This is a genomic window from Phenylobacterium sp. RIFCSPHIGHO2_01_FULL_69_31, assembly GCF_001824475.1.
In the GTDB taxonomy this organism is placed as follows: domain Bacteria; phylum Pseudomonadota; class Alphaproteobacteria; order Caulobacterales; family Caulobacteraceae; genus Phenylobacterium.
In genome coordinates, this window is record NZ_MHXN01000033.1 from 76,205 (window position 1) to 95,676 (window position 19,472).

The 19,472-nt window shown below is 70.7% G+C and carries 19 protein-coding genes; 14 read left to right on the top strand and 5 right to left on the bottom strand.

The window, feature by feature from the left end:
- Positions 1-74 precede the first annotated feature (74 nt).
- Positions 75-740, top strand: a complete 666-nt coding sequence (locus A2790_RS17890; RefSeq protein ID WP_293394368.1) for a hypothetical protein — start codon at positions 75-77, stop codon at positions 738-740.
- Here the strand turns inward: A2790_RS17890 and A2790_RS17895 are convergent, their stop codons facing one another.
- The 4 genes from A2790_RS17895 to A2790_RS17910 form a co-directional block, all read right to left on the bottom strand.
- Positions 741-1,496: an ABC transporter permease gene (locus A2790_RS17895; protein ID WP_293394371.1), complete on the bottom strand. Its 756-nt coding sequence runs from the start codon at positions 1,494-1,496 to the stop codon at positions 741-743.
- A complete protein-coding gene (locus tag A2790_RS17900; protein WP_293394374.1) occupies positions 1,493-2,230 on the bottom strand; it encodes an ABC transporter ATP-binding protein in 738 nt (245 codons plus the stop codon). Before A2790_RS17900 ends, A2790_RS17895 begins: the two co-directional genes overlap by 4 nt.
- The gene (locus tag A2790_RS17905; protein WP_293394377.1) at positions 2,227-3,219 is read right to left on the bottom strand and encodes an ABC transporter substrate-binding protein; all 993 of its coding nucleotides are present in this window, start codon (positions 3,217-3,219) and stop codon (positions 2,227-2,229) included. Before A2790_RS17905 ends, A2790_RS17900 begins: the two co-directional genes overlap by 4 nt.
- A 498-nt stretch (positions 3,220-3,717) precedes the next feature.
- Positions 3,718-5,511 carry an ABC-F family ATP-binding cassette domain-containing protein gene (locus A2790_RS17910; protein WP_293394380.1) on the bottom strand — a complete coding sequence of 598 codons (1,794 nt, stop codon included), beginning with the start codon at positions 5,509-5,511 and terminating at the stop codon, positions 3,718-3,720.
- 81 nt (positions 5,512-5,592) lie between these two features.
- On the opposite strand from A2790_RS17910, the gene A2790_RS17915 reads away from it, so the two are divergent.
- From A2790_RS17915 to A2790_RS17975, 13 genes are all read left to right on the top strand, one after another.
- Positions 5,593-6,057, top strand: coding sequence for a YcgN family cysteine cluster protein (locus A2790_RS17915; protein ID WP_068878192.1), 465 nt, complete (start codon positions 5,593-5,595; stop codon positions 6,055-6,057).
- Between the two features lie 127 nt (positions 6,058-6,184).
- Positions 6,185-7,129 (top strand): J domain-containing protein, encoded by a 945-nt coding sequence (locus A2790_RS17920; RefSeq protein ID WP_293394383.1) that lies wholly within the window; start codon positions 6,185-6,187, stop codon positions 7,127-7,129.
- Positions 7,130-7,192: 63 nt separating this feature from the next.
- Positions 7,193-7,501, top strand: coding sequence for a hypothetical protein (locus A2790_RS17925; RefSeq protein WP_293394386.1), 309 nt, complete (start codon positions 7,193-7,195; stop codon positions 7,499-7,501).
- Positions 7,502-7,538: 37 nt separating this feature from the next.
- A complete protein-coding gene (locus tag A2790_RS17930) occupies positions 7,539-8,231 on the top strand; it encodes a response regulator transcription factor (RefSeq protein ID WP_293394389.1) in 693 nt (230 codons plus the stop codon).
- The gene (locus tag A2790_RS17935; protein ID WP_293394392.1) at positions 8,228-9,619 is read left to right on the top strand and encodes an ATP-binding protein; all 1,392 of its coding nucleotides are present in this window, start codon (positions 8,228-8,230) and stop codon (positions 9,617-9,619) included. Before A2790_RS17930 ends, A2790_RS17935 begins: the two co-directional genes overlap by 4 nt.
- Before the next feature lie 80 nt (positions 9,620-9,699).
- A complete protein-coding gene (locus A2790_RS17940) occupies positions 9,700-11,061 on the top strand; it encodes a hypothetical protein (RefSeq protein ID WP_293394395.1) in 1,362 nt (453 codons plus the stop codon).
- Between the two features lie 60 nt (positions 11,062-11,121).
- Positions 11,122-12,204 (top strand): c-type cytochrome biogenesis protein CcmI, encoded by a 1,083-nt coding sequence (ccmI, locus tag A2790_RS17945; RefSeq protein WP_293394398.1) that lies wholly within the window; start codon positions 11,122-11,124, stop codon positions 12,202-12,204.
- A complete protein-coding gene (ccmE, locus tag A2790_RS17950) occupies positions 12,201-12,698 on the top strand; it encodes a cytochrome c maturation protein CcmE (RefSeq protein WP_068876120.1) in 498 nt (165 codons plus the stop codon). Before ccmI ends, ccmE begins: the two co-directional genes overlap by 4 nt.
- The gene (locus A2790_RS17955) at positions 12,695-14,659 is read left to right on the top strand and encodes a heme lyase CcmF/NrfE family subunit (protein WP_293394402.1); all 1,965 of its coding nucleotides are present in this window, start codon (positions 12,695-12,697) and stop codon (positions 14,657-14,659) included. Before ccmE ends, A2790_RS17955 begins: the two co-directional genes overlap by 4 nt.
- The gene (locus A2790_RS17960; RefSeq protein ID WP_293394405.1) at positions 14,656-15,126 is read left to right on the top strand and encodes a cytochrome c-type biogenesis protein; all 471 of its coding nucleotides are present in this window, start codon (positions 14,656-14,658) and stop codon (positions 15,124-15,126) included. Before A2790_RS17955 ends, A2790_RS17960 begins: the two co-directional genes overlap by 4 nt.
- Positions 15,127-15,353: 227 nt before the next feature.
- The gene (locus A2790_RS17965) at positions 15,354-16,925 is read left to right on the top strand and encodes a Do family serine endopeptidase (protein WP_293394408.1); all 1,572 of its coding nucleotides are present in this window, start codon (positions 15,354-15,356) and stop codon (positions 16,923-16,925) included.
- A gap of 28 nt (positions 16,926-16,953) precedes the next feature.
- Positions 16,954-17,625 (top strand): response regulator transcription factor, encoded by a 672-nt coding sequence (locus tag A2790_RS17970; protein WP_293394411.1) that lies wholly within the window; start codon positions 16,954-16,956, stop codon positions 17,623-17,625.
- Positions 17,626-17,643: 18 nt separating this feature from the next.
- Positions 17,644-19,044, top strand: coding sequence for a HAMP domain-containing sensor histidine kinase (locus A2790_RS17975; protein WP_293394644.1), 1,401 nt, complete (start codon positions 17,644-17,646; stop codon positions 19,042-19,044).
- On the opposite strand, the gene A2790_RS17980 is transcribed toward A2790_RS17975, so the two are convergent.
- Entirely contained in the window at positions 19,041-19,460 is a 420-nt protein-coding gene (locus tag A2790_RS17980) for a DoxX family protein (RefSeq protein ID WP_293394414.1), read from the bottom strand. The genes A2790_RS17975 and A2790_RS17980 overlap by 4 nt on opposite strands.
- Positions 19,461-19,472 lie beyond the last annotated feature (12 nt).

Here is a 19,472-nt window from a genome sequence, read left to right on the forward strand (position 1 = left end):
TCGTCGCAAGGTTACGCGGGACGCCTTCTCAGGATTGTCCTGACGGCGCATCCTCGCGCGGAGGAGGAGCCGCCATGTCCCGCACGATTGCGCCCGCTGTTTGCCTGATCGCCCTCTGGGCCGCCGCGCCTGCCGCCGCCCAGACGGTGTGGTCCGCCGCCCCGACCGCCGCCGAGATGGCGGCCGTCTATCCCGCCAAGGCCAAGGCCGACGGGGTCGGGGGCGCCGCCGAACTGATGTGCACCGCCGGCCGCGGCGGAGCGATGATGGCCTGCGACATCCTCGGCGAGACGCCCCGCGGCTATGGCTTCGGCTCCGCCGCCCGAAAGCTCGCCCAGCATTCGCTGAAGGCCAGCGGCGTGGCGAAGGACACCGAGGTGCGGATCCCCGTGACCTTCTCCCCCGACCTGGCCAAGGGCGGTGTCGTGACGGTGAAGACCCCGCAGTGGACGGCCCTGCCCAGCGTCACTGACATGCAGGCCGCCGTGCCGCACAAGGAGGGTGGCCCGAACAACATCCGCGTCACCCTGGTTTGCGATGTGCAGGCCGGCGGCTCGCTCAGCGGCTGCGCGGTCGATCGCGAGGAGCCGGCGGGGCAGGGCTTCGGGCCTGCCGTCCTGGCCCTGGCGCCGAAGTTCCAGGTGGGACTCATGAGCGCCGAGGGCATGCCCACGGTGGGCGCCAAGGTCCGCGTGCCGGTCCGCTTCGACCTCAAGCCCGTGCAGCAGGCCGCCAAGTAGCTAGCGGCCGCGCCACCATTTGAGGCCGACCCGCTCCACGGCCTCCAACAGCGCGTGCAGGGCGACGCCCATGGCGCCCAGCACCACCAGGGCGGCGATCATCCGCGCGGTCTGCAGCTTGTTGCCGGCGTCGAGCATTTGCCAGGCCAGGCCCTGCACCTTGCCCGAGCCGGCGCCGAACTCGGCCACCACGGCGCCGATCAGGGCCAGCCCTGCGCCCACCTTGTGGCCTTCCAGCAGGAAGGGCACGGCCGACGGCAGTCGCAGCCGCGTCACCCGCTGCCAGCGACCCGCGCCATAGAGGGTGAACAGCCGCTCGAGGTCCGGGTCGGCCGACCGCAGGCCCGCCGTTGCGCCCGAGAAGATCGGGAAGAACGCCACCAGCACCGCCAGGGCGACCAGGGCGCGCCCCGGATGGTCCAGGCCGGCCCAGATCAGCAGCAGCGGCGCGATCGCCACCACCGGCGTCACCTGCACCACTGAGGCCAGAGGCCGGATGGCGCGGTCCAGCAGCGGACTGAGCGCCGTGAGGATCGCCAGCGCCTGGGCGATGAGGCTCGCAATCACCAGCGCGATGACCGCGGTGGACAGCGTGTGCCCCGCCGCCGCGACCAGCGTCGGCAGGTGCCGCCAGAGCGCCACGGCGACGGCCGAGGGCGCGGGCAGGAAGTAGGCGGGCACGTCCAGCGCCCGGCAGGCGATCTCCCAGGCGGCGAGGAGAAGCGCCGCGAGGACGACGGGCGCCAGGCGGCTCATGCGGCGATCCCCTCGGCCAGGGCGGCGGACACCGCTTCGGACGTGGCGCGGAAGTCCGCCTCGGCGCGGAAGTGCGGCGGACGCGGAATGGGGCCCGCCACCGCGAAGTCGGCGGCGATGCGGCCGGGCCCTCGGGTCAGAACCACGACGCGCGAGGCCATGTAGACGGCCTCCTCGACGTTGTGGGTGACGAAGACGATGGCCGGCTTCGAGGCCGCCCATAGCGACAGCACGTCGTCGGCGAGGGCGCGGCGGGTGATCTCGTCCAGCGCCGCGAACGGCTCGTCCAGCAGCAGGAGCCGCGGTTCGGTGACCAGGGCGCGCGCAAGCGACACGCGCATGGCCATGCCGCCGGAGAGCTGCACAGGCCGCTTCGCCTCGGCGCCGCTGAGGCCCACCCGAGCTAGCGCCGCCGCAGCGCGCTCGTGCGCCTCGGCCTTCGCCACGCCGGCCAGCTCCAGCGGCAATGCGACATTAGCCTGGGCGGACAGCCATGGCGCCAGGGTCGGCGCCTGGAAGACCACGGCGGTCTCGCCCCGCCCCGTCATTCGGGCGATGGCGCCCCGGGTCGGCGCCTCCAGCCCGGCGAGCAGGCGCAGCGCCGTGGACTTCCCACATCCGGAGGGTCCCACCAGCGCCACCGTCTCCCCCGCCGCCACGCCGAGGGTTAGCGGCCCCAGCGCTCGGCCGCGGTCGTAGTCGACCTCGACGTCCGTCAGCTGAACGATGCTCACTGGGGGACGAACTGCAGGGTGTAGGCGCGCCGGTAATCGAGGGTCTTGGGATAGACACCCTGGGCGGCGGCGACGTCGTAGAAGGCCTTCCAGCGCGCGTCGGTCATGGCCCCCACGGGCGCGCCCTGGTCGCCGCTGACGATGCCGTAGCTCCTCATCTTCTCGCGCGCCTGGTCGAGGACGTCCTGGGTCATCTCCGGATTGTCCTTCCGGATCAGCGCGTCGGCGGCCGAGGGGTCGCCGGTCAGGTAATCGGTCCAGCCTTTTGCGCTGGCTTCGACGAAGGCCTTCACCGCCGCCGGGTTCTTCGCGATCAGGCCGTCCGTGGCCAGCACCATGGTGGCGTAGCCGGGATAGCCTTCGTCGGCGAGCAGGAAGACCTTGGGCTTCAGGCCGGCCTGCTTCTCGATCACGTAGGGCTCGCTGGTCACATAGCCCTGCTGGGCCGCGCGCTTGTCGGCCAGGAAGGGCGCCGGGTTGAAGGTGTACTTGCGCACCTGGTCGTCGGTGAAGCCGTACTTGGCCTTGAGCCAGACCCAGAAGGCGGTGACCGAGGCGTCGGACAGCAGGATCGGACGACCCTTCAAGTCTGCGATCCTGTCCACGCCCGTGCCGGGATGGGCAATCAGGACCTGGGGGTCCTTCTGCATGAAGGCGGCGACGGCCTTCACCGGCACGCCCTCCTGGGCCAGGTTCATGACGATGAAGCTGTTCGAGCCCATGCCCAGCTCGACGGCGTTCGAGGCCAGGAGCTGCGGGACGTTCACGCCGGGCCCGCCCTGGACGATCTCCACCTTCAGGCCGCGCTTCGCATACTCGCCGGACGCCAGCGCCTGGTAAAAGCCGCCGTGCTCGGCCTGGGCCCGCCAGTCGGTGGCGAAGCGCAGCGTCACCGGCGCGTCCGCGGCGGGAGCCTTGGCGGCCTCTTTCGGCGAACAGGCGGCCAGCAGGGCGGCGGCCGCCAGGACCAGGGTGCGCAACGCTTTCATGGAAACCCTCGACGTGAAGCGCCGCGAAGGTAGGGCCATCCTCCCCCGGCGCGCAACGCGCGGCACGGAGGCGTACCGCACATAGCAAGAGGGCGGCGTCCCGGTCGCCCGGAGCGTCGCCCTCTCATACAGATCCGTTGGGGGATCTGCGCCTTCCAGGCCAACCGTCGGTTCTGTCGCGGGTCGCCCCGTTTCGTCTTCGACCGCCGATGACCAACCGTCCGGTTCGATCCCGGGTCGCCCCGGTTTCTCGCCTTGGACCAGCCACTCCGCCCGCCTGGTTTTCGGGTCCGCCGTTGCCGGCCTTTCCGTCCGCCCGCGCCGCAGTTCCTGTCGGCAAGAGGACGGTGCGCCTGAAGCTTTTATGACGCAAGCGGGCCAACAACGCCGCGGGCTGCGGGGCTGTCAAAAAGCTGTGGCGGAATGGTTGATAAGTCTTAACGCGGTGCGCAATTCCGCTGGAGAATCAGGCATCGAAAGCTGTGCACAGGAAAGCGTTCAGCGCCCGGATTCCAGGGCCTCGCGGCGCTCCTCAAGGGTGAGCCACTCCTCCTCGGCGGCGGCCAGCTGAGCGCGAGCCGCCTCCAGCGCGCGGCTGTAGCGATCGAAGCCGGCAGGGTCGCGGGAATAGAGGTTGGGATCGGCCAGGGCGGCCTCCAGCGTGGCCATCTTGCCCGGCATCTCGGCGACCAGGGTCTCGAGCTCCGCGAGGCGCCGTTGATCCTTGTAGGAGAGCTTGGACGCCGCCTTGGGCGCGGCCGCCGGCTTCGGCGCAGCCTTCGGCGGCTCGATCTTGGCCACCGCGCCGAAGAAGCCCGGGTTCTGCCGCATGAAGTCCTGCCAGCCGCCGGGCGTCTCCACAGCGCGGCCGCTTCCGTCAAGGCCGATGGTCGAGGTGGCCAGGCGGTCGATGAAGTCGCGGTCGTGGCTGACGAGGATGAGGGTTCCTTCGTAGTCGGCCAGCAGATCCTCGAGCAGGTCGAGGGTGTCCATGTCGAGGTCGTTGGTCGGCTCGTCCAGGACCATGACGTTGGCCGGGTTGGCCAGGGCCCGGGCCAGGAGCAGGCGGTTGCGTTCGCCGCCCGACAGGCTCTTCACCGGCTGGCGCAGCTGGCTGTCCTTGAAGAGGAAGTCCTTGGCGTAGGCGTTCACGTGCTTCGGCTGGCCGCGCACCAGGACTTGGTCGCCGCCCAGGGGCGTCAGCACGTCCTTCAGCGTCATCTCGGGCGAGAGGGCCGCGCGGGCCTGGTCGATGTAGGTGACCGTGAGGTTGGTCCCGAGTTTCACCGAGCCTTCATCCGGCTCCAGTTCGCCCAGCAGCAGCTTGACCATCGTGGTCTTGCCCGCGCCGTTCGGGCCGACGATGGCGACGCGGTCGCCGCGCAGGATGCGGGTCGAGAAGCCCTTGAGGATCACGCGGTCGCCAAAGGCCTTGGACAGGCCCTTGGCCTCCACCACGCGTTTGCCGGAGACGCCGGACGAATCGAGGCCGATGTTGAGGCTGCCGCGGGTCTCGCGCAGGCGCTCGGACTTGGCTTCGCGCAGGGCCAGCAGGCGACGGCGGCGGCCTTCGTTGCGGGCCCGGCGGGCGGTGACGCCGCGCTCCATCCAGTGCTGCTCGCGCTCCAGCAGCTTGTCCTGGCGGCGGGCCTCCTCAGCCTGCTGGGCCTCGATCTTCTCGACCCAGGTTTCGAAGCCGGCGAACCCGGCGTCCAGGCGGCGCACGAGCCGATGCTCCAGCCAGAAGCACCGCTGGGTCACGCGTTCGAGAAAGGCGCGGTCGTGGCTGACGATCAGCGCGGCCGCCCGGCTGGCGGCGATCTCGGCCTCCAGGGTCTCGATGGCCAGGATGTCCAGGTGGTTTGTGGGCTCGTCCAGCAGGATGACGTCGGGGTCCTCTGCGAACGCCTTGGCCAGGGCGACGCGGCGGGTCTCGCCGCCCGAAAGGCCCTGGGCCGTCTTGGCAGGGTCCATGCCGAAGGCCTGCAGCGCCGCCTCGGCCTGGTGCGCCGGCGCACCGCCCGAGGTGGCATGGTCCAGCACGGTCGCGCCCGTGATCTCGGGCTCCTGCGGCACATAGGCGATGGTCGTGCCGGGGGTGACGGTGCGCTCGCCCGCGTCCGCCTCGATCTGGCCGGCCAGGATGCGCAGCAGCGTCGACTTGCCCGCGCCGTTGCGCCCGACCAGGCAGGCGCGCGTTCGCGCATCCAGCGCGAGGTCTACGCCGTCGAACAGCATCACCGGCCCGTCGGCCAGACGGACCTCCTTCAAGGCCAGTATCGGAGCTCTCATGGAGGCGCTCCACATAGAGGTTGCGGGCTGCGACGCAAGTTCGCGCTTCTGTCACCGGCCTGCCGGGCTTACATCCGCGCGATGACGGGCGAACCCTTCTGGCGGCGAAAGACCCTCGAGCAGATGACCGTCGCCGAGTGGGAGAGCCTGTGCGACGGCTGCGGGCTCTGCTGTCTGGTGCGCTTCGAGGATGAGGTGACGGGGGAGGTCATCCCCACCCGCGTCCACTGCAAGCTGTTCGATTCCGCAGCCTGCCGTTGCTCGAACTACGCTGACCGCCACCGGCATGTGCCGGACTGCATCAAGCTGACCCCGCACAACATAGAGGCGCTGGAGTGGATGCCCAAGAGCTGCGCCTATCGCCGCCTGCACGAGGGCCGCGACCTGGCCGAGTGGCACCCACTGATCTCTGGCGACCCGGAAAGCGTGCATCGCGCGGGCATTTCGGTGCGCGGGCAGACCATCAACGAGACGGCGCTGGCCGATCCCGAGGACGCGCTCGACTTCGCGGCCTGGGACCTGATGGCCGAACGGGACGGGCTCTAGCTCCCGCTTCATAAATCGTCGGGCGATGGGTGTTGTAATTTTATCACATGACGGCTTGCGTGACGGAACCGCCGGCCCAATCTACTAGTCACACCCTAGGCACGGTCTTTCGAGGATTCTGAAGAGCTTGGCGCGCGACCCCTATCAGGAGCTGGGCGTTTCCCGGACAGCCTCTGCGGACGAGATCCGCAAGGCCTTTCGCAAGCTCGCGAAGGAAAACCACCCCGACACCAACCCCGGCAACAAGGCGGCCGAGGAACGTTTCAAGAAGGTGAGCGCGGCGTTCGACATCGTCGGTGACGCCGAGAAGCGCAAGAAGTTCGACGCCGGCCTGATTGACGCCGATGGCCGCGAGACGGCCCAGGGCTTCCCGGGCGGCGGCCCCTGGGGCGGCGGACCGGGGGGTGGCTTCGGCCAACGGGGCGGCGGCTTCCGGACCGAGACCTTCGAGGGCGCCGACCTCGGCGACATTCTGGGTGAGATGTTCGGCGGCGGTGGACGTGGCGGCCGCGCCGGCGGCGCTGGCGGCGGCTTCGGCGGCTTCTCCCAGCGGGGCGCCGACGTGCGGGCGAAGCTGGAGATCGACCTCGTGGATGCGATCCGCGGGGGCAAGCAGCGTATCGCCTTCTCGGATGGCCGCACGATCGACGTCACCATCCCCAAGGGCGCCCAGACGGGCCAGACCCTGCGCCTGAAAGGCCAGGGCTCGCCAGGCCGCTCCGGCGCGGGCGACGCGTTCATCGAGATCAACGTCAAGCCGCACCCGCTGTACCGCCGCGAGGACGACGCCCTCGTCATGGACCTCCCCGTGACCTTCTACGACGCCGTGCTGGGCGGAAAGGTCGAGGCGCCGACGCCGGACGGCCCGGTGAACGTCTCGGTGCCCAAGGGCGCAAACACCGGCACGCGCCTGCGGCTGAAGGGCCGGGGCCTGTCCGATGCGCGCGGCCAGCGCGGCGACCTGTTTGCCCGCCTGGTGGTCACCCTGCCCGAAGGCGCCGATCCGGCGCTCGAAGCGTTCGCCGAAGAGCAGAAGGCCAAGCGCCCCTATTCGCCGAAGCGCCGCGCTTAAGCTAAGGAACCCTGATGCCGGCGTTCAGGCCGGGTTCAGTCGCCTGCGTCTAGGACGGGTTGCATGAAACGCCTCTTCGCCCTCGCCCTGCTCGCTGCGACCGTGACGACGCCCGTCGTCGCGGAAGCGCGCGACCGCGGCATGATGGTGCTGACCGGCGGCGGCCAGGACCAGGCGCGGCGCCAGGTGCCGCTGTCGCGCGTTCTGAGCATGCTTGCGTCCCGCTATCCCGGCCGCCACCTGAACAGCACCATGGGCGATGCCGGCGGCCGGCCCGCCTACTATGTCCAGTGGCAGATGGAGAACGGCCGGGTGGTGGTCTTCGTCGTGGACGCCGAGTCGGGCCAGGTGATCGGTCGCCAGGGCGGCTGAGCTCTTTTAAGTTTCCCAGGAAGGAAGGGACGCGGACGTGCGCATCCTGCTTGTTGAAGACGATCCGGACCTGTCGCGGCAGCTGAAGCTGGCGCTCGGCGACGCCGGCTATGCGGTCGATCACGCCCCCGACGGCGAGGAGGCCCAGTTCCTCGGCGAGACCGAACCCTATGACGCCATCATCCTCGACCTGGGCCTGCCCAAGGTGGACGGGGTCTCGGTGCTGGAGCGCTGGCGGCGGGAGAACATGACCACGCCGGTGCTGATCCTGACCGCCCGCGGGGCCTGGAGCGAGAAAGTGGCCGGCTTCGACGCGGGCGCCGACGACTACCTGACCAAGCCGTTCCATACCGAGGAACTGCTGGCCCGCCTGCGCGCCCTGCTGCGCCGGTCGGCCGGCCACGCGACGCCTAACCTGGCGTGCGGCGGTCTGCGTTTGGATCCGCGTGCCGCGCGCGCCAGCGTGAACGGCGAGCCGCTCCGGCTCACCTCGCTGGAATACCGCCTGCTGCATTACATGATCATGCACCAGGGTCGGGTGATCAGCCGCACCGAGCTGGTGGAGCACCTCTACGACCAGGACTTCGACCGCGATTCCAACACCATCGAGGTGTTCATCGGCCGCGTGCGCAAGAAGATCGGACCGGATCGGATCGAGACCGTGCGCGGCCTCGGCTATCGCCTCATCTGTCCCGCCGACGAGGTGGACGCGGAGAACGCCGGCTCGTGAAGCTGCCGGCGGGCCTGACCCGTCCGTCGCTCGCCCGCCGGCTGGCCCTGCTGGCCGTCGGCTGGAGCTTCGCGGCCCTGGTCATCGCGGCCGTCGTGCTGGCCCTGCTGTTCCAGCAGGCGGCGCTGCGGCGGTTCGACGCCAGTCTCTCGGACCTCATCGACAACCTGATCTCGGGTTCGACCATCGAGGACGGCGACGTGGTGGCCCCTGCGCTCACCGATCAGCGCGCGCTGCGCGCCTACTCCGGGCGCTATTGGGACATCGCCGAGCCCGTGGCCGGGGGCGGGGTGCGCAGCCTGGTGCCCTCCCGATCCCTGTGGGACTCCTCGCTCAAGATCCCCGCCGACCTGCCGGACCGGCTGCGGGCCAACCCGCGCAAGCCGATCGCTTTCGACGCGCCGGGGGTGCAGCCGGGCGAGCGGCTGCGGGTCGTGGCGCGCTGGACCAGCCTGCCGGGCCGCGATGCGCCGCTGGTGTTCATCGCCGCCGAGGACCGCCGCCCCATCGACCGGGACGTGCGCAACTTCTTCACCACCACGGCCATCGCCTTCGCCCTGCTGGGGCTGGGGCTGATCCTGGCGGTGGTGGTGCAGGTGCAGGTGGGCTTGAGGCCGCTGTTCCGCCTGCGCCAGGAGGTCGCCGAGGTGCGGCGGGGCAAGGTCGATCGCCTGCAGGCCGACTACCCAACCGAGCTGAAGCCCCTGACCGACGAACTGAACGCCCTGGTCGCCCATAACCAGGAGACCGTGGAGCGCCAGCGCACCCACGTCGGCAACCTGGCGCACGCTCTGAAGACGCCGATCTCGGTGATGATGACCGAGGCGAGCCAGCGCCCAGGCCCCCTGGCCGAGGTGGTCAGCCGCCAGGCCGACGTGATGCGCCAGCAGGTCGACCATCACCTGCGCCGCGCCCGCGCCGCCGCCCGCAGCCAGGGGCAGGGTGAACGGACCTCGGTCGCCGAGGTGCTGGACGAGCTGGCCCGGACGCTGGAGCGCATCTTTCGGGCCAAGGGCGTCCAGATCGACTGGGACGCGCCCGATGAGCTGTACTTCCTGGGCGAGCGGCAGGACTTCATGGAGATCGCCGGCAACGCCATGGAGAACGCCGGCAAATTCGGCGATCGCAAGATCCGGGTCCGCGCGGCGGCCGCCGGGCCGGAACGCCTGCGCCTTACGGTCGAGGACGACGGGCCAGGCTTGCCGCCGGACCGCCGCGACGAGGTGATCCGCCGCGGCGCACGCCTGGACGAGAACGCGCCGGGCTCGGGCCTCGGCCTCTCCATCGTCGACGAGCTGGCGCGCGCCTACCGCGGCTCGCTCACGCTCGGCGATTCTCCGCTCGGCGGACTATTGGTCGCGGTCGAACTGCCGCGCGCCGAGGCGTAAAAAGCCCTGACTTCGTAAAGCCTTAACCGGCCCGGAGGCATCTTTTCCGCCTAACGGCGTTCTGCCGGAGCCTGAGGTCCATGGCCGCGCTGTCCGAGCGCAAGATCGCGATTGTCCGCACCCTGGTGGAATCCGCGCCTGACAAGGTCGTCGGAAGCCTGCGTCAGGCCTTGGCGGAAACCAGCGACGAGAGCGCGCTCGGCGGGGTCAAGCGGCTCGTCGAGGTCGAGGTCTACGAGCGGAACCTCCGCAACACCGTCCTCCAGCCGATCGCGCCGATGTGCGTCGGGGCCGGCGACGATCCCCATAAGCTCACGTTCCCATCGCGGGTCCTCGGCCTGGTCTGGCGGGGCGTGCGCGCCATGGACGACGCCGAGGACATTACGGTGGTGCGCGACGCCGCCGAGCACGACACGCCGGCCCATGTGGTGACCGCGGCAGAGGATCGGCTGACCGTCCTGGCCGCCGCGGGCGTGCGCGCCCGGGAACAGAAGGACTTCCGCGCCGCGGCGGAGATCTGCGACCAGGCGCGGCCGGGCGGAGCCGACCAGCTTGCAGCCTGCCTCGAGATCGCGCCGATCGTGCGCCGCGCCACCCAGAAGCTGCCGGAGTGGCTGGCGCACCCCGGTGGGGAGACCGCGGCCGGCGCGCGTGTGGCCTACCGCGACGCCGTCACCGCCGACGATGACGCGGGCCCGCGCTTCTTCGAGATGCTGTCGGCCCAGATGGCCCACCCGTGGATGGTGCTGCGGGTGATTTCGGCGGTCATGGACAAGCCCACCGAGCGGTACCTGGGCGATTCCGAGATGGCCGGCTTCGGCGAGGGGCTGCTCGCCGACATCGACGCTGCCCTCGCCACGATCGCCGGCCTGAAGGCCGACGCCGGACCGCAGGCCGGACGGTCGGCCGCCAAACTGGCCGAACTCGTCGTCCAGCAGATCATGGAGATCGAGACCTGCGTCGACCTGCAGCGCGAACATGGCTGGGGCCATCGGGTCCACAAGCAGCGCGCGAGCCTGGCCGGCGTGGTGGAGGGGCGTCTTCGCGAGGCCGAAAAGGCGACCATGGACGCGCTGCCGGTGCAGCCGCCGCGCAACCCCCGCATCCGCCGGCAGGTCCCGCGCCTTGGCGTCGCGCCGGACCGGCGGCTGGTGGACCGCGCCGTGACCCTGCTGTCGTTCTCGGACGAGCTGCGGTCGACGGCCAACTACGGGGGCTTCTCCTCCGCCCGCAACAAGATGGTCGAGCGCCTGGGCGAGTATGTCGACCACTATGTCGACGAGGTGCTGGACCTGATCCGGACCGACGAGGTCGAGGACGTCGGCATCGCCTCGGCCTATCTCGAGCACGCCGCCCTGCTGGACCAGCTGATCCGTGGCGGCAAGGCGGGCGAGCTCATCCGCCGCCGCGCGCACGCGGCCCTGCATCCGGACGGGTCCTAGCCGCTCCGCGGCCAAAGAGTCTCACTCGCGCGCCGCCGCGCTTTCGGCTAAACGCCGGCCATGTTCGTCTTCTGGGCTGTGGTCGGCGTCCTCACCGCCGTTGCGGCGGGCCTGATCCTGTTCCGCGCCGCCGGCGCCGCCGCCCAGGCCGAGGCCGCGGACCCTGCGCCGGGCCTGTATCGCCGCCAGCTTTCCGAGATCGACGAGCTCGCCGAGCGCGGCCTGATGGGCGAGGCCGAGCGCAAGGCGGCTCATGCCGAGGCTGCGCGGCGCCTGCTGGCCGCCGCCGATGCGCCGCAACAGGCCTGGAACGCCGATCCCCGCGCCCGCCGCGCCGTCCTGCTGGCGGTGGCCGCGGCGCCCGCGCTGGCGCTGGGGCTCTACCTGTCGCTGGGCTCGCCCGGGTTCGGCGATCAGCCATTCGCCGCCCGCCTGGAGAAATGGCGTGGCTCCGACCTCTCCACCCTGACCGCGCCCGAGATCGCCGCGGTCTTGCGCCAAGCCACCGCCGAGCGGCCGCGCGAGGCCGAGGGCTTCCGCCTGCTGGGCCTGGCCGAGGGGGCCTCGCAGAACCCCGTGGCCGCCGTGCGCGCCCTGCGCCGGGCCGCCGAGCTGGCGCCGCAGCGGCCGGACATCTGGCAGATGCTGGGCGAGGCTGAGGTGTTCGAAGCCCAGGGCAAGGTCGACGCCGACGCGCAGGCCGCGTTCTCCCGCCTGCTGGCCTTGGACCCCAAGAGCCCCACGGCGCGCTACTTCCTTGCCTCCGCCAAAGCCGACGCCGGGCGCACCGACGAGGCGGCCGCCGACCTGCGTGCGCTGCTGGCCGACCTGCCGCCGGAAGAGCCCGAGCGCCGGGCCGCCGTCGAAGCGGAACTGGCCAAGCTGGCGGGCAAGCCGGTCCCGGCGACCCGCGACCCGCAGCAGCTCGCCATGATCCAGGGCATGGTGGCCAGCCTGGCCTCCAAGCTCGAGGCCAATCCCGACGATCCTGAGGGCTGGGTGCGCCTGGTTCGCGCCTATGCCGTCCTGGGCGATACTGCCAAACGCGACGCCGCCTACGCCAACGCCCGGGCCCGCTACGCCGGGCGCGGCCGGGTGGTGCAACAACTCGACGAGGCCGCACGCGCGGAGCCGATGCCATGAGCTTCCTGCCCAAGTCCCGCAAGGCGCGCACGCGCCTGCTCCTGCTCTCCGTGATCGCGCCGGTCGTGGCCGTCGCCGTCGGCCTCACCCTGTGGGGGATGCGGGATTCGATCTCGCTGTTCTACACGCCCTCGCAGGCCGCGGCGGCCAAGCCTGAGCCCGGGCGGGCCATCCAGCTCGGCGGGCTGGTGAGCGCGGGCTCGGTGGTGAAGCATCCGGACGGGCGGGTGGAGTTCACGGTCCAGGACAACGTCTCGTCCGATCGCGTCCACTACCAGGGCGACCTGCCCGATCTGTTCCGCGAGGGGCAGGGGATCGTCGCCGAGGGCGCCTATCGCGCCGACGGCGTCTTCGAAGCCAAGCGCGTGCTGGCCAAGCACGACGAGACCTACATGCCCAAGGAAGTCGCCGACGCGCTCAAGGAACAGGGCGAGTGGCGGGGCGAGGGCGCGCCCCCGCCGTCCTATGGCGGCAAGGCGCAGAGCGGCACATGATCGCCGAAGCCGGCGCTTTTGCGCTGATCCTGGCGCTGGCGCTCTCGATCGCCCAGGTCCTGCTGTCGGTGGCCGGTCGCGTCCGGCGCTCGGCGCCGCTGGCCGGCGCAGGCGAGGGGGCGGCGCTGGCGGCCTTCCTGGCCGTTGCCGCAGCCTTCGCGGCCCTGATGCACGCCTTCGTGGTCTCGGACTTCTCGGTCGAGAACGTGGCGGCCAACTCCCATTCCGCCAAGCCGCTGCTGTACCGCGTGGCCGGGACCTGGGGCAGCCACGAGGGCTCCATGCTGCTGTGGTGCCTCGCCTTGACGGGGTTCGGCGCCGCGGTGGCGGGGCTGGGGCGCGACCTGCCGCGCGGCCTGCGGGCGATGACGGTTGCGACCCAGGGACTGCTGGGGACCGTGTTCCTGGCCTATACGGTCTTCGCATCCAACCCGCTGGCGCGGCTCCTGACGCCGCCCGCCGAGGGGCGCTCGCTAAATCCGCTGCTGCAGGACCCGGCGCTCGCGGTCCACCCGCCGTTCCTCTACGCCGGCTATGTCGGCATGTCGGTGGTGTTCTCGCTCGCAGTGGCGGCCCTGGTGGAAGGCCGGATCGACGCGGCCTGGTCGCGCTGGGTGCGTCCCTGGACGCTGGCGGCGTGGAGCATGCTGACGGTCGGCATCACCCTCGGCGCCTTCTGGGCCTACTACGAGCTGGGCTGGGGCGGCTGGTGGTTCTGGGACCCGGTGGAGAACGCCAGCTTCATGCCCTGGCTGATCGCCACGGCCCTGCTGCATTCGGCGGTGGTCACTGAGAAGCGGGGCGCGCTCGCGGGCTGGACCGTGTTCCTGGCGCTGGCCGCGTTCACCTTCTCGATGCTGGGGGCCTTCCTCGTGCGCTCCGGGGTCCTGACGTCGGTGCACGCCTTCGCGGTCGACCCGACCCGGGGCGTCCTGCTGCTGATCATCCTGGCGGTCACGGCCGGGCTGGGCTTTAGCCTCTTTGCCTGGCGCGCGCCAACCCTCGGGCAGGGCGGCATGTTCGCCCCGGTGAGTCGGGAGAGCGCGCTGGTGCTCAACAACATCCTGCTGGCCGCAGCGACCGCCACCGTCCTCCTGGGCACGCTCTATCCCCTGATCCGCGAGGCGATGAGCGGCGAGGCCATCTCGGTCGGGCCGCCCTACTTCAACCTGACCTTCACCCCGCTGATGGCGGCGCTGTTGATCCTGCTGCCGGCCGGGCCGCTGCTGGCCTGGAAGCGCGGGGACGCCAAGGGCGTCGTCCAACGGCTCTGGATCGCGGCCCTGGCCGCCGCGGCCACGGGCCTGCTGGCGCTGGCCGTCGTCAACCCCAAGAAGGCGTTCGGGGTGCTGGGCGTGGCGCTGGGCGGCTGGCTGATCGCCGGGGCCCTGGCCGAGATCGTGGAACGCACCCGGGCCTTCAGGGCGCCCGCGGCCGAGAGCTGGCGGCGACTCACCGGATTGCCGCGGGGCGCCTGGGGGATGACGCTGGCGCACCTGGGCCTGGGCGTCTTCGTGCTCGGCGCGGTGTTCGAGACCACCTGGAAGGTCGAGGCTGCCGAGGCCTTGCCGGTGGGCGGCAGCCTGGACGTCGGGGCCTACCACGTCACGCTCGAGGCCGTTCGGCCGGTGACCGGTCCGAACTACGACGCTGACCGCGGCGCGATCACCGTCACCCGGAACGGCCGGCCGGTATGCGAGGCGGCGCCCGAACGCCGGCTCTACACCGTTGGCGGGCAGACCACCTCCGAGGTCGGCCTCTGCTACCGCGGGATGAGCCACATCTACGTGGTGCTGGGCGAGCGGCGCGACGGCGGGACCTACCTCGTCCGCGCGTACTGGAACCCCTGGGCCAGCCTGATCTTCCTCGGGCCGGCGATCATGGCCGTGGGCGGCCTGATCTCGCTCTCGGACCGGCGCCTGCGCCTCGGCGTCGGTCGCCGGAAGGCGCGGGCGGCGTGAGGCTGCGGCTCATCCTGGCGGCGCTGGCGGGCATGGCCTGCGTCGCCGCGGCGTCCGATCCGGCCGAACGGCTGCCCGACCCGGCGCAGGAAGCCCAGGCGCGCGAGATCTTCCGCGATGTGCGCTGCCTGGTCTGCCAAAACGAGTCGATTGACGACAGCGAGGCCGAGCTGGCCCGCGACCTGCGGCAGATCGTCCGCGAGCAGGTCAAGGCGGGCAAGAGCGAGACTCAGATCAAGGCGTTCCTGACCGACCGCTACGGCGAGTTCGTGCTGCTGACGCCCCGCTTCTCGGCGGGCAACCTCGCCCTGTGGGGCGTGCCCTTCCTGGTGGTGGCCGCCGGCGTCGCGCTTCTGTTCGTCCGGCTGCGGAAGCGCACATTGGACGCAGAACTCACGCCCTTGGAAGCAGAACGCTTGCGTCGCCTGGACGAGCGGGAAACACCCCGACACGATCCCGCCAAATAATGGACGCGAAGCCGCGCCATGAGCGCGGTAGGCGAGAGTGGAGGCCGACTACGCCGAAAGCGCGCACCGACGTTTGGGCGAGCCCTTCTTTTCTGCTGCGTTTGGAACAGGAGAGCTCGGCGTGACCTAAACGTAACTTGAGGGGCGTTGCACTTCGGTGCATCCGACCTAGGTTGTTTGGGCGCGATCCGCATTCTCGAATGGGTCGCGCAGGGAAACGAAGGCTTATGACTTCAAAGAAGACCGGTTACCTCCTGGGCGCTGTCGCCGGCGCCGGCGTCATGGCCGCCGCGGTTGCGGGGGCGGGCGTACAGCTTCCCTCCGCCCACGCCCAATTGCCGAACGGAGGCCTGATCAAGGCCTCGACGGTCCCCATCTTCGCGCCCCCGCCGGGCGCTCCTATGTCCTTCGCCGACATCTTCGACCGCGTCTCGCCTGCGGTGGTGTCGATCAATGTGACCAGCCGGGTGGATACCAGCGCCCTGCGCCAGATTCCCGGCCTGCCCTTCGTTCTGCCGGGACCGCGCGGCGGCGGTCAGGACGACGAGGAGGATGGTGATCAGGGCGGGCGCACCGAGCGCGGCCAGCCTCGCCTGCCGACCCAGCAGTCGTCGGGCTCCGGCTTCTTCATCTCGGCCGACGGCTACATCGTCACGAACAACCACGTGGTCGAGAACGCCGAGAGCATCAAGGTCGTCCTGAAGGACGAGACCGAGCTCGACGCCGAGGTCGTGGGCCGCGACGAGGCCACGGACCTGGCGGTGCTCAAGGTGAAGGGCCGCGCCGGGCCGTTCCCGTTCGTGAACTTCGAGAACGCGGGCAAGCCGCGTGTGGGTGACTGGGTCATCACTGTGGGCAACCCGTTCGGCCTGGGCGGCACGGCCACGGCCGGGATCGTCTCGGCCTATGGCCGCGACATCGGCGAGACCTTCGTCGACTACATCCAGATCGACGCGCCCATCAACCGGGGCAACTCGGGCGGCCCGACGTTCGACGTCTATGGCCGCGTGATCGGCGTGAACACCGCTATCTTCTCGCCGTCCGGCGGTTCGGTGGGCATCGGCTTTGCCATCCCGTCCGAAGTGGCCGAGACGGTCACCAAGCAGCTGATCAGCGGCGGCAAGATCGAGCGCGGCTATATCGGCGCCACGATCCAGAACTTCACCACCGAGATGGCGGAGGCCCAGGGCCTCGCGAACCAGCGGGGCGCCATCGTCGCCGACATCTCGCCGGGCGGCCCCTCGCAACGCGCCGGCCTCCAGATCGGCGATGTGGTCGTGGCGGTGAACGGCGTGGCCGTGAAGAGCTCGTCCGACCTCACCCGCCAGGTGGCCCGCGTGCGCGCCGGCGAGAACCTGCGGCTGGACGTGATCCGCGACGGCAAGCGCCGCAACGTGGATGTCCGCTCTGGCGTACGTCCGTCCGAGCGCGAACTGGCCGCCAATGACAATACCGGTCCGGGTGGCCGCCCGGGCGCCCCCGGGACCGCGCCTGGCGCCGGTGCGCCGGTGCTCGGCATGTCGCTCGGCCCGCTGGACGACACGGCCCGCAATCGCCTGAACCTGCCAGCCACCGTGCGTGGCGCCCTTGTGGAGAACGTCGACCAGGCCTCCGACGCGGGCACGAAGGGCCTGCGCCGCGGTGACGTCATCACCCTGGCCAACGGCCGGGCGGTGGCGCAGCCGACCGATCTGGCCGCCATCGTCGACGAGGCCAAGAAGGCGGGCCGCTCCAGCGTGCTGGTCGGCGTGTACCGCAATGGCCGCACCGCCTTCCTGCCGATCAAGGTTTCGGGGTAGTTTCCGCCACGGATAGGGCGGGAATCACATGCGGATCCTGATTGTCGAGGACGATCTCGAAGCGGCCGAAGCCATGGCGCGCGGCCTGACCGAGGCCGGCCACGACTGCGTTCGCGGGGCGGACGGCGAGGAGGGCCTCGCCGCCGCCCGGGACGGCGAGTTCGACGTGATGATCGTCGACCGCATGATGCCCAGGATGGACGGCCTGACCCTCGTCGGCACGCTGCGCCGCGAGGGCGATCGCACGCCGGTGCTGTTCCTGTCGGCCCTGGGCGAGGTCGGCGACCGGGTGGACGGCCTGCAGGCCGGCGGCGACGACTACCTGGTCAAGCCCTACGCCTTCCCCGAGTTGATCGCCCGCATCGAGGCCCTGGCCCGGCGGCGGGACACCGGCTCGGTCCAGACGCTGCTCAAGGTGGGCGAGCTGGAGATGGACCTGATCGCAAGGACGGTTCACCGCTCCGGCAAGGAGATCGACCTCCAGCCGCGGGAGTTCCAGCTTCTGGAGTTCATGATGCGCCACGCCGGCCAGTCGGTGACCCGCACCATGCTGCTGGAGAAGGTCTGGCACTACCATTTCGATCCGCAGACCAACGTCATCGACGTCCACATCTCCCGGCTGCGGTCCAAGATCGACAAAGGGTTCGACCGGCCGATGCTGCAGACGGTGCGCGGCGCGGGCTACCGGCTCGACGCTTAGGGAGCGCGGCGCGTGGCCGTGCGCATGCCGCGCATCTTCCGGACGGCGCCCTTCCGGCTGACGCTGCTGTTCGTGCTGCTGTTCGCCAGCGCCGCGTTCGCCTTCCTGGCCTACATCTATGTGGCGACTGCCGGCGAAGCGACACGTCGGACCGACCAAGAGATCCGGCGCGAGATGCGCTCGTTGGTCGACGTCTACGACCGCGCCGGAATCGATGCGGTGAACCAGTCGCTGATTCAGCGCGCCGCCAGCGAGAAGCCCTTTCTCTATCTGCTGCTGACCAAGGACGGACGGCGCATCTCCGGCTCCATCGAGGAGAGCCCGGTGGAGGACTTCGCCGGGGAGCCGGCCTGGGCCACCTTCCAGGTCACGGACGTCGACGCCCAGGGCCGGGAGGTGAAGCATCCAGCGCGAGGCCTGCAGCAGAAGCTCCGCGGCGGAGAAATCCTTTTCGTGGGCGCCGACGCCGGCGAGGACGAGGCCTATGTGGCCCGGGTGGTCCGCGCCCTCTGGGCGTCGGTGGCCCTCGTGGTCCTGCTGGGTCTGGCGGGCGGCTTGCTGGTCAGTCGCAACGTGTCGCGGACCATGGTTGACCTGATCAGCGTCGTCGAGCGCGTCCGCAACGGCGAACAGGGCGTGCGCGCCAGGGTCCGGGGCGCGCGGGACGAGTTCGACGAGCTCGCCCAGGGGGTCAACGAGATGCTGGACCGGCTCGAACGCTCCATGCAGGGGCACAAGCACGCCGGCGACGCCATCGCCCACGACCTGCGCTCTCCGCTGACCCGCCTGCGCGCGCGGCTTGAGACCGCTTACATTGATGTGGAGGCGGGCAAGGGCAACGCCGAGGAGGCCCTGGCCCAGGCGCTGGAGGACACGGACGGGGTGCTGAAGACCTTCGGCGCGGTGCTGTCGATCGCCCGCCTGCAGGCCGCCGGCCAAGCACCCAACCCCACCCTCTTCGACCCGGCGGACCTGGCCGCCGACATCAGCGAACTCTACGAGCCCTTCTGCGAAGAGAAGGACATCGAGTATGCGGCCGAAATCGCCAAGGACCTGACCGTCCGGGGCAACCGCGAGTTCCTGGCCCAGGCGCTGGCCAACATCCTCGACAACGCCGTGAAGTACACGCCGGCGGGCGGCGCCATCATGCTGCGCGTGCGGCGTCGGTCGTCGGGCGAGGTGGAGTTCTCCGTGACCGATACCGGACCGGGCGTGCCGGACGAGGACCGCGAACGGGTGATCCAGCGCTTCGTCCGCCTGGAGAACAGCCGCAACGAGCCGGGGGCGGGCCTTGGCCTGTCGCTGGTGGCGGCCGTGGCCGAGGCCCACGGCGGGCGGCTGGAACTGTCCGAGGGGCCGGGAAAGGTTGGCGAGATGGGCCCCGGCCTGCGCGTGGCCTTCATCCTGCCCCGCGCCTAACGGCGCTCCAGCACGCGATCTACCGAGAATCGCCCCGGCCCGTGGGTGGCCAGCACCAGGCCGATGAGCACCAGGCATTGCGAGCCGAATGATCCGCGCCACCCCTGCAGATGATCGACCATCACGATGGCGACGACGAAGTTCAGCGCGCAGGCCAGGCCGGCCCAGCGGGTCGCCAGGCCCAGGATGAACAGCACGCCGATGCCGAGTTGCAGCCAGACATCGAAGGGGGCGAGCAGCTCGGGCATGGGAAAGCCGAACTGATCCAGGAACTTGACGAAGGTCGCCATGTGCTCGGCGCTGGTGATGTTGTCCCAGACGCCCCAGACTAGGAACGCGCCCACGCCGAGGCGCAGGGCCAGGAAGGCGAGGTCGGTTCCGGCAGCGAGATGGGGAAGCGTGATGAGACGGTTCATTGCAGCGGCCCT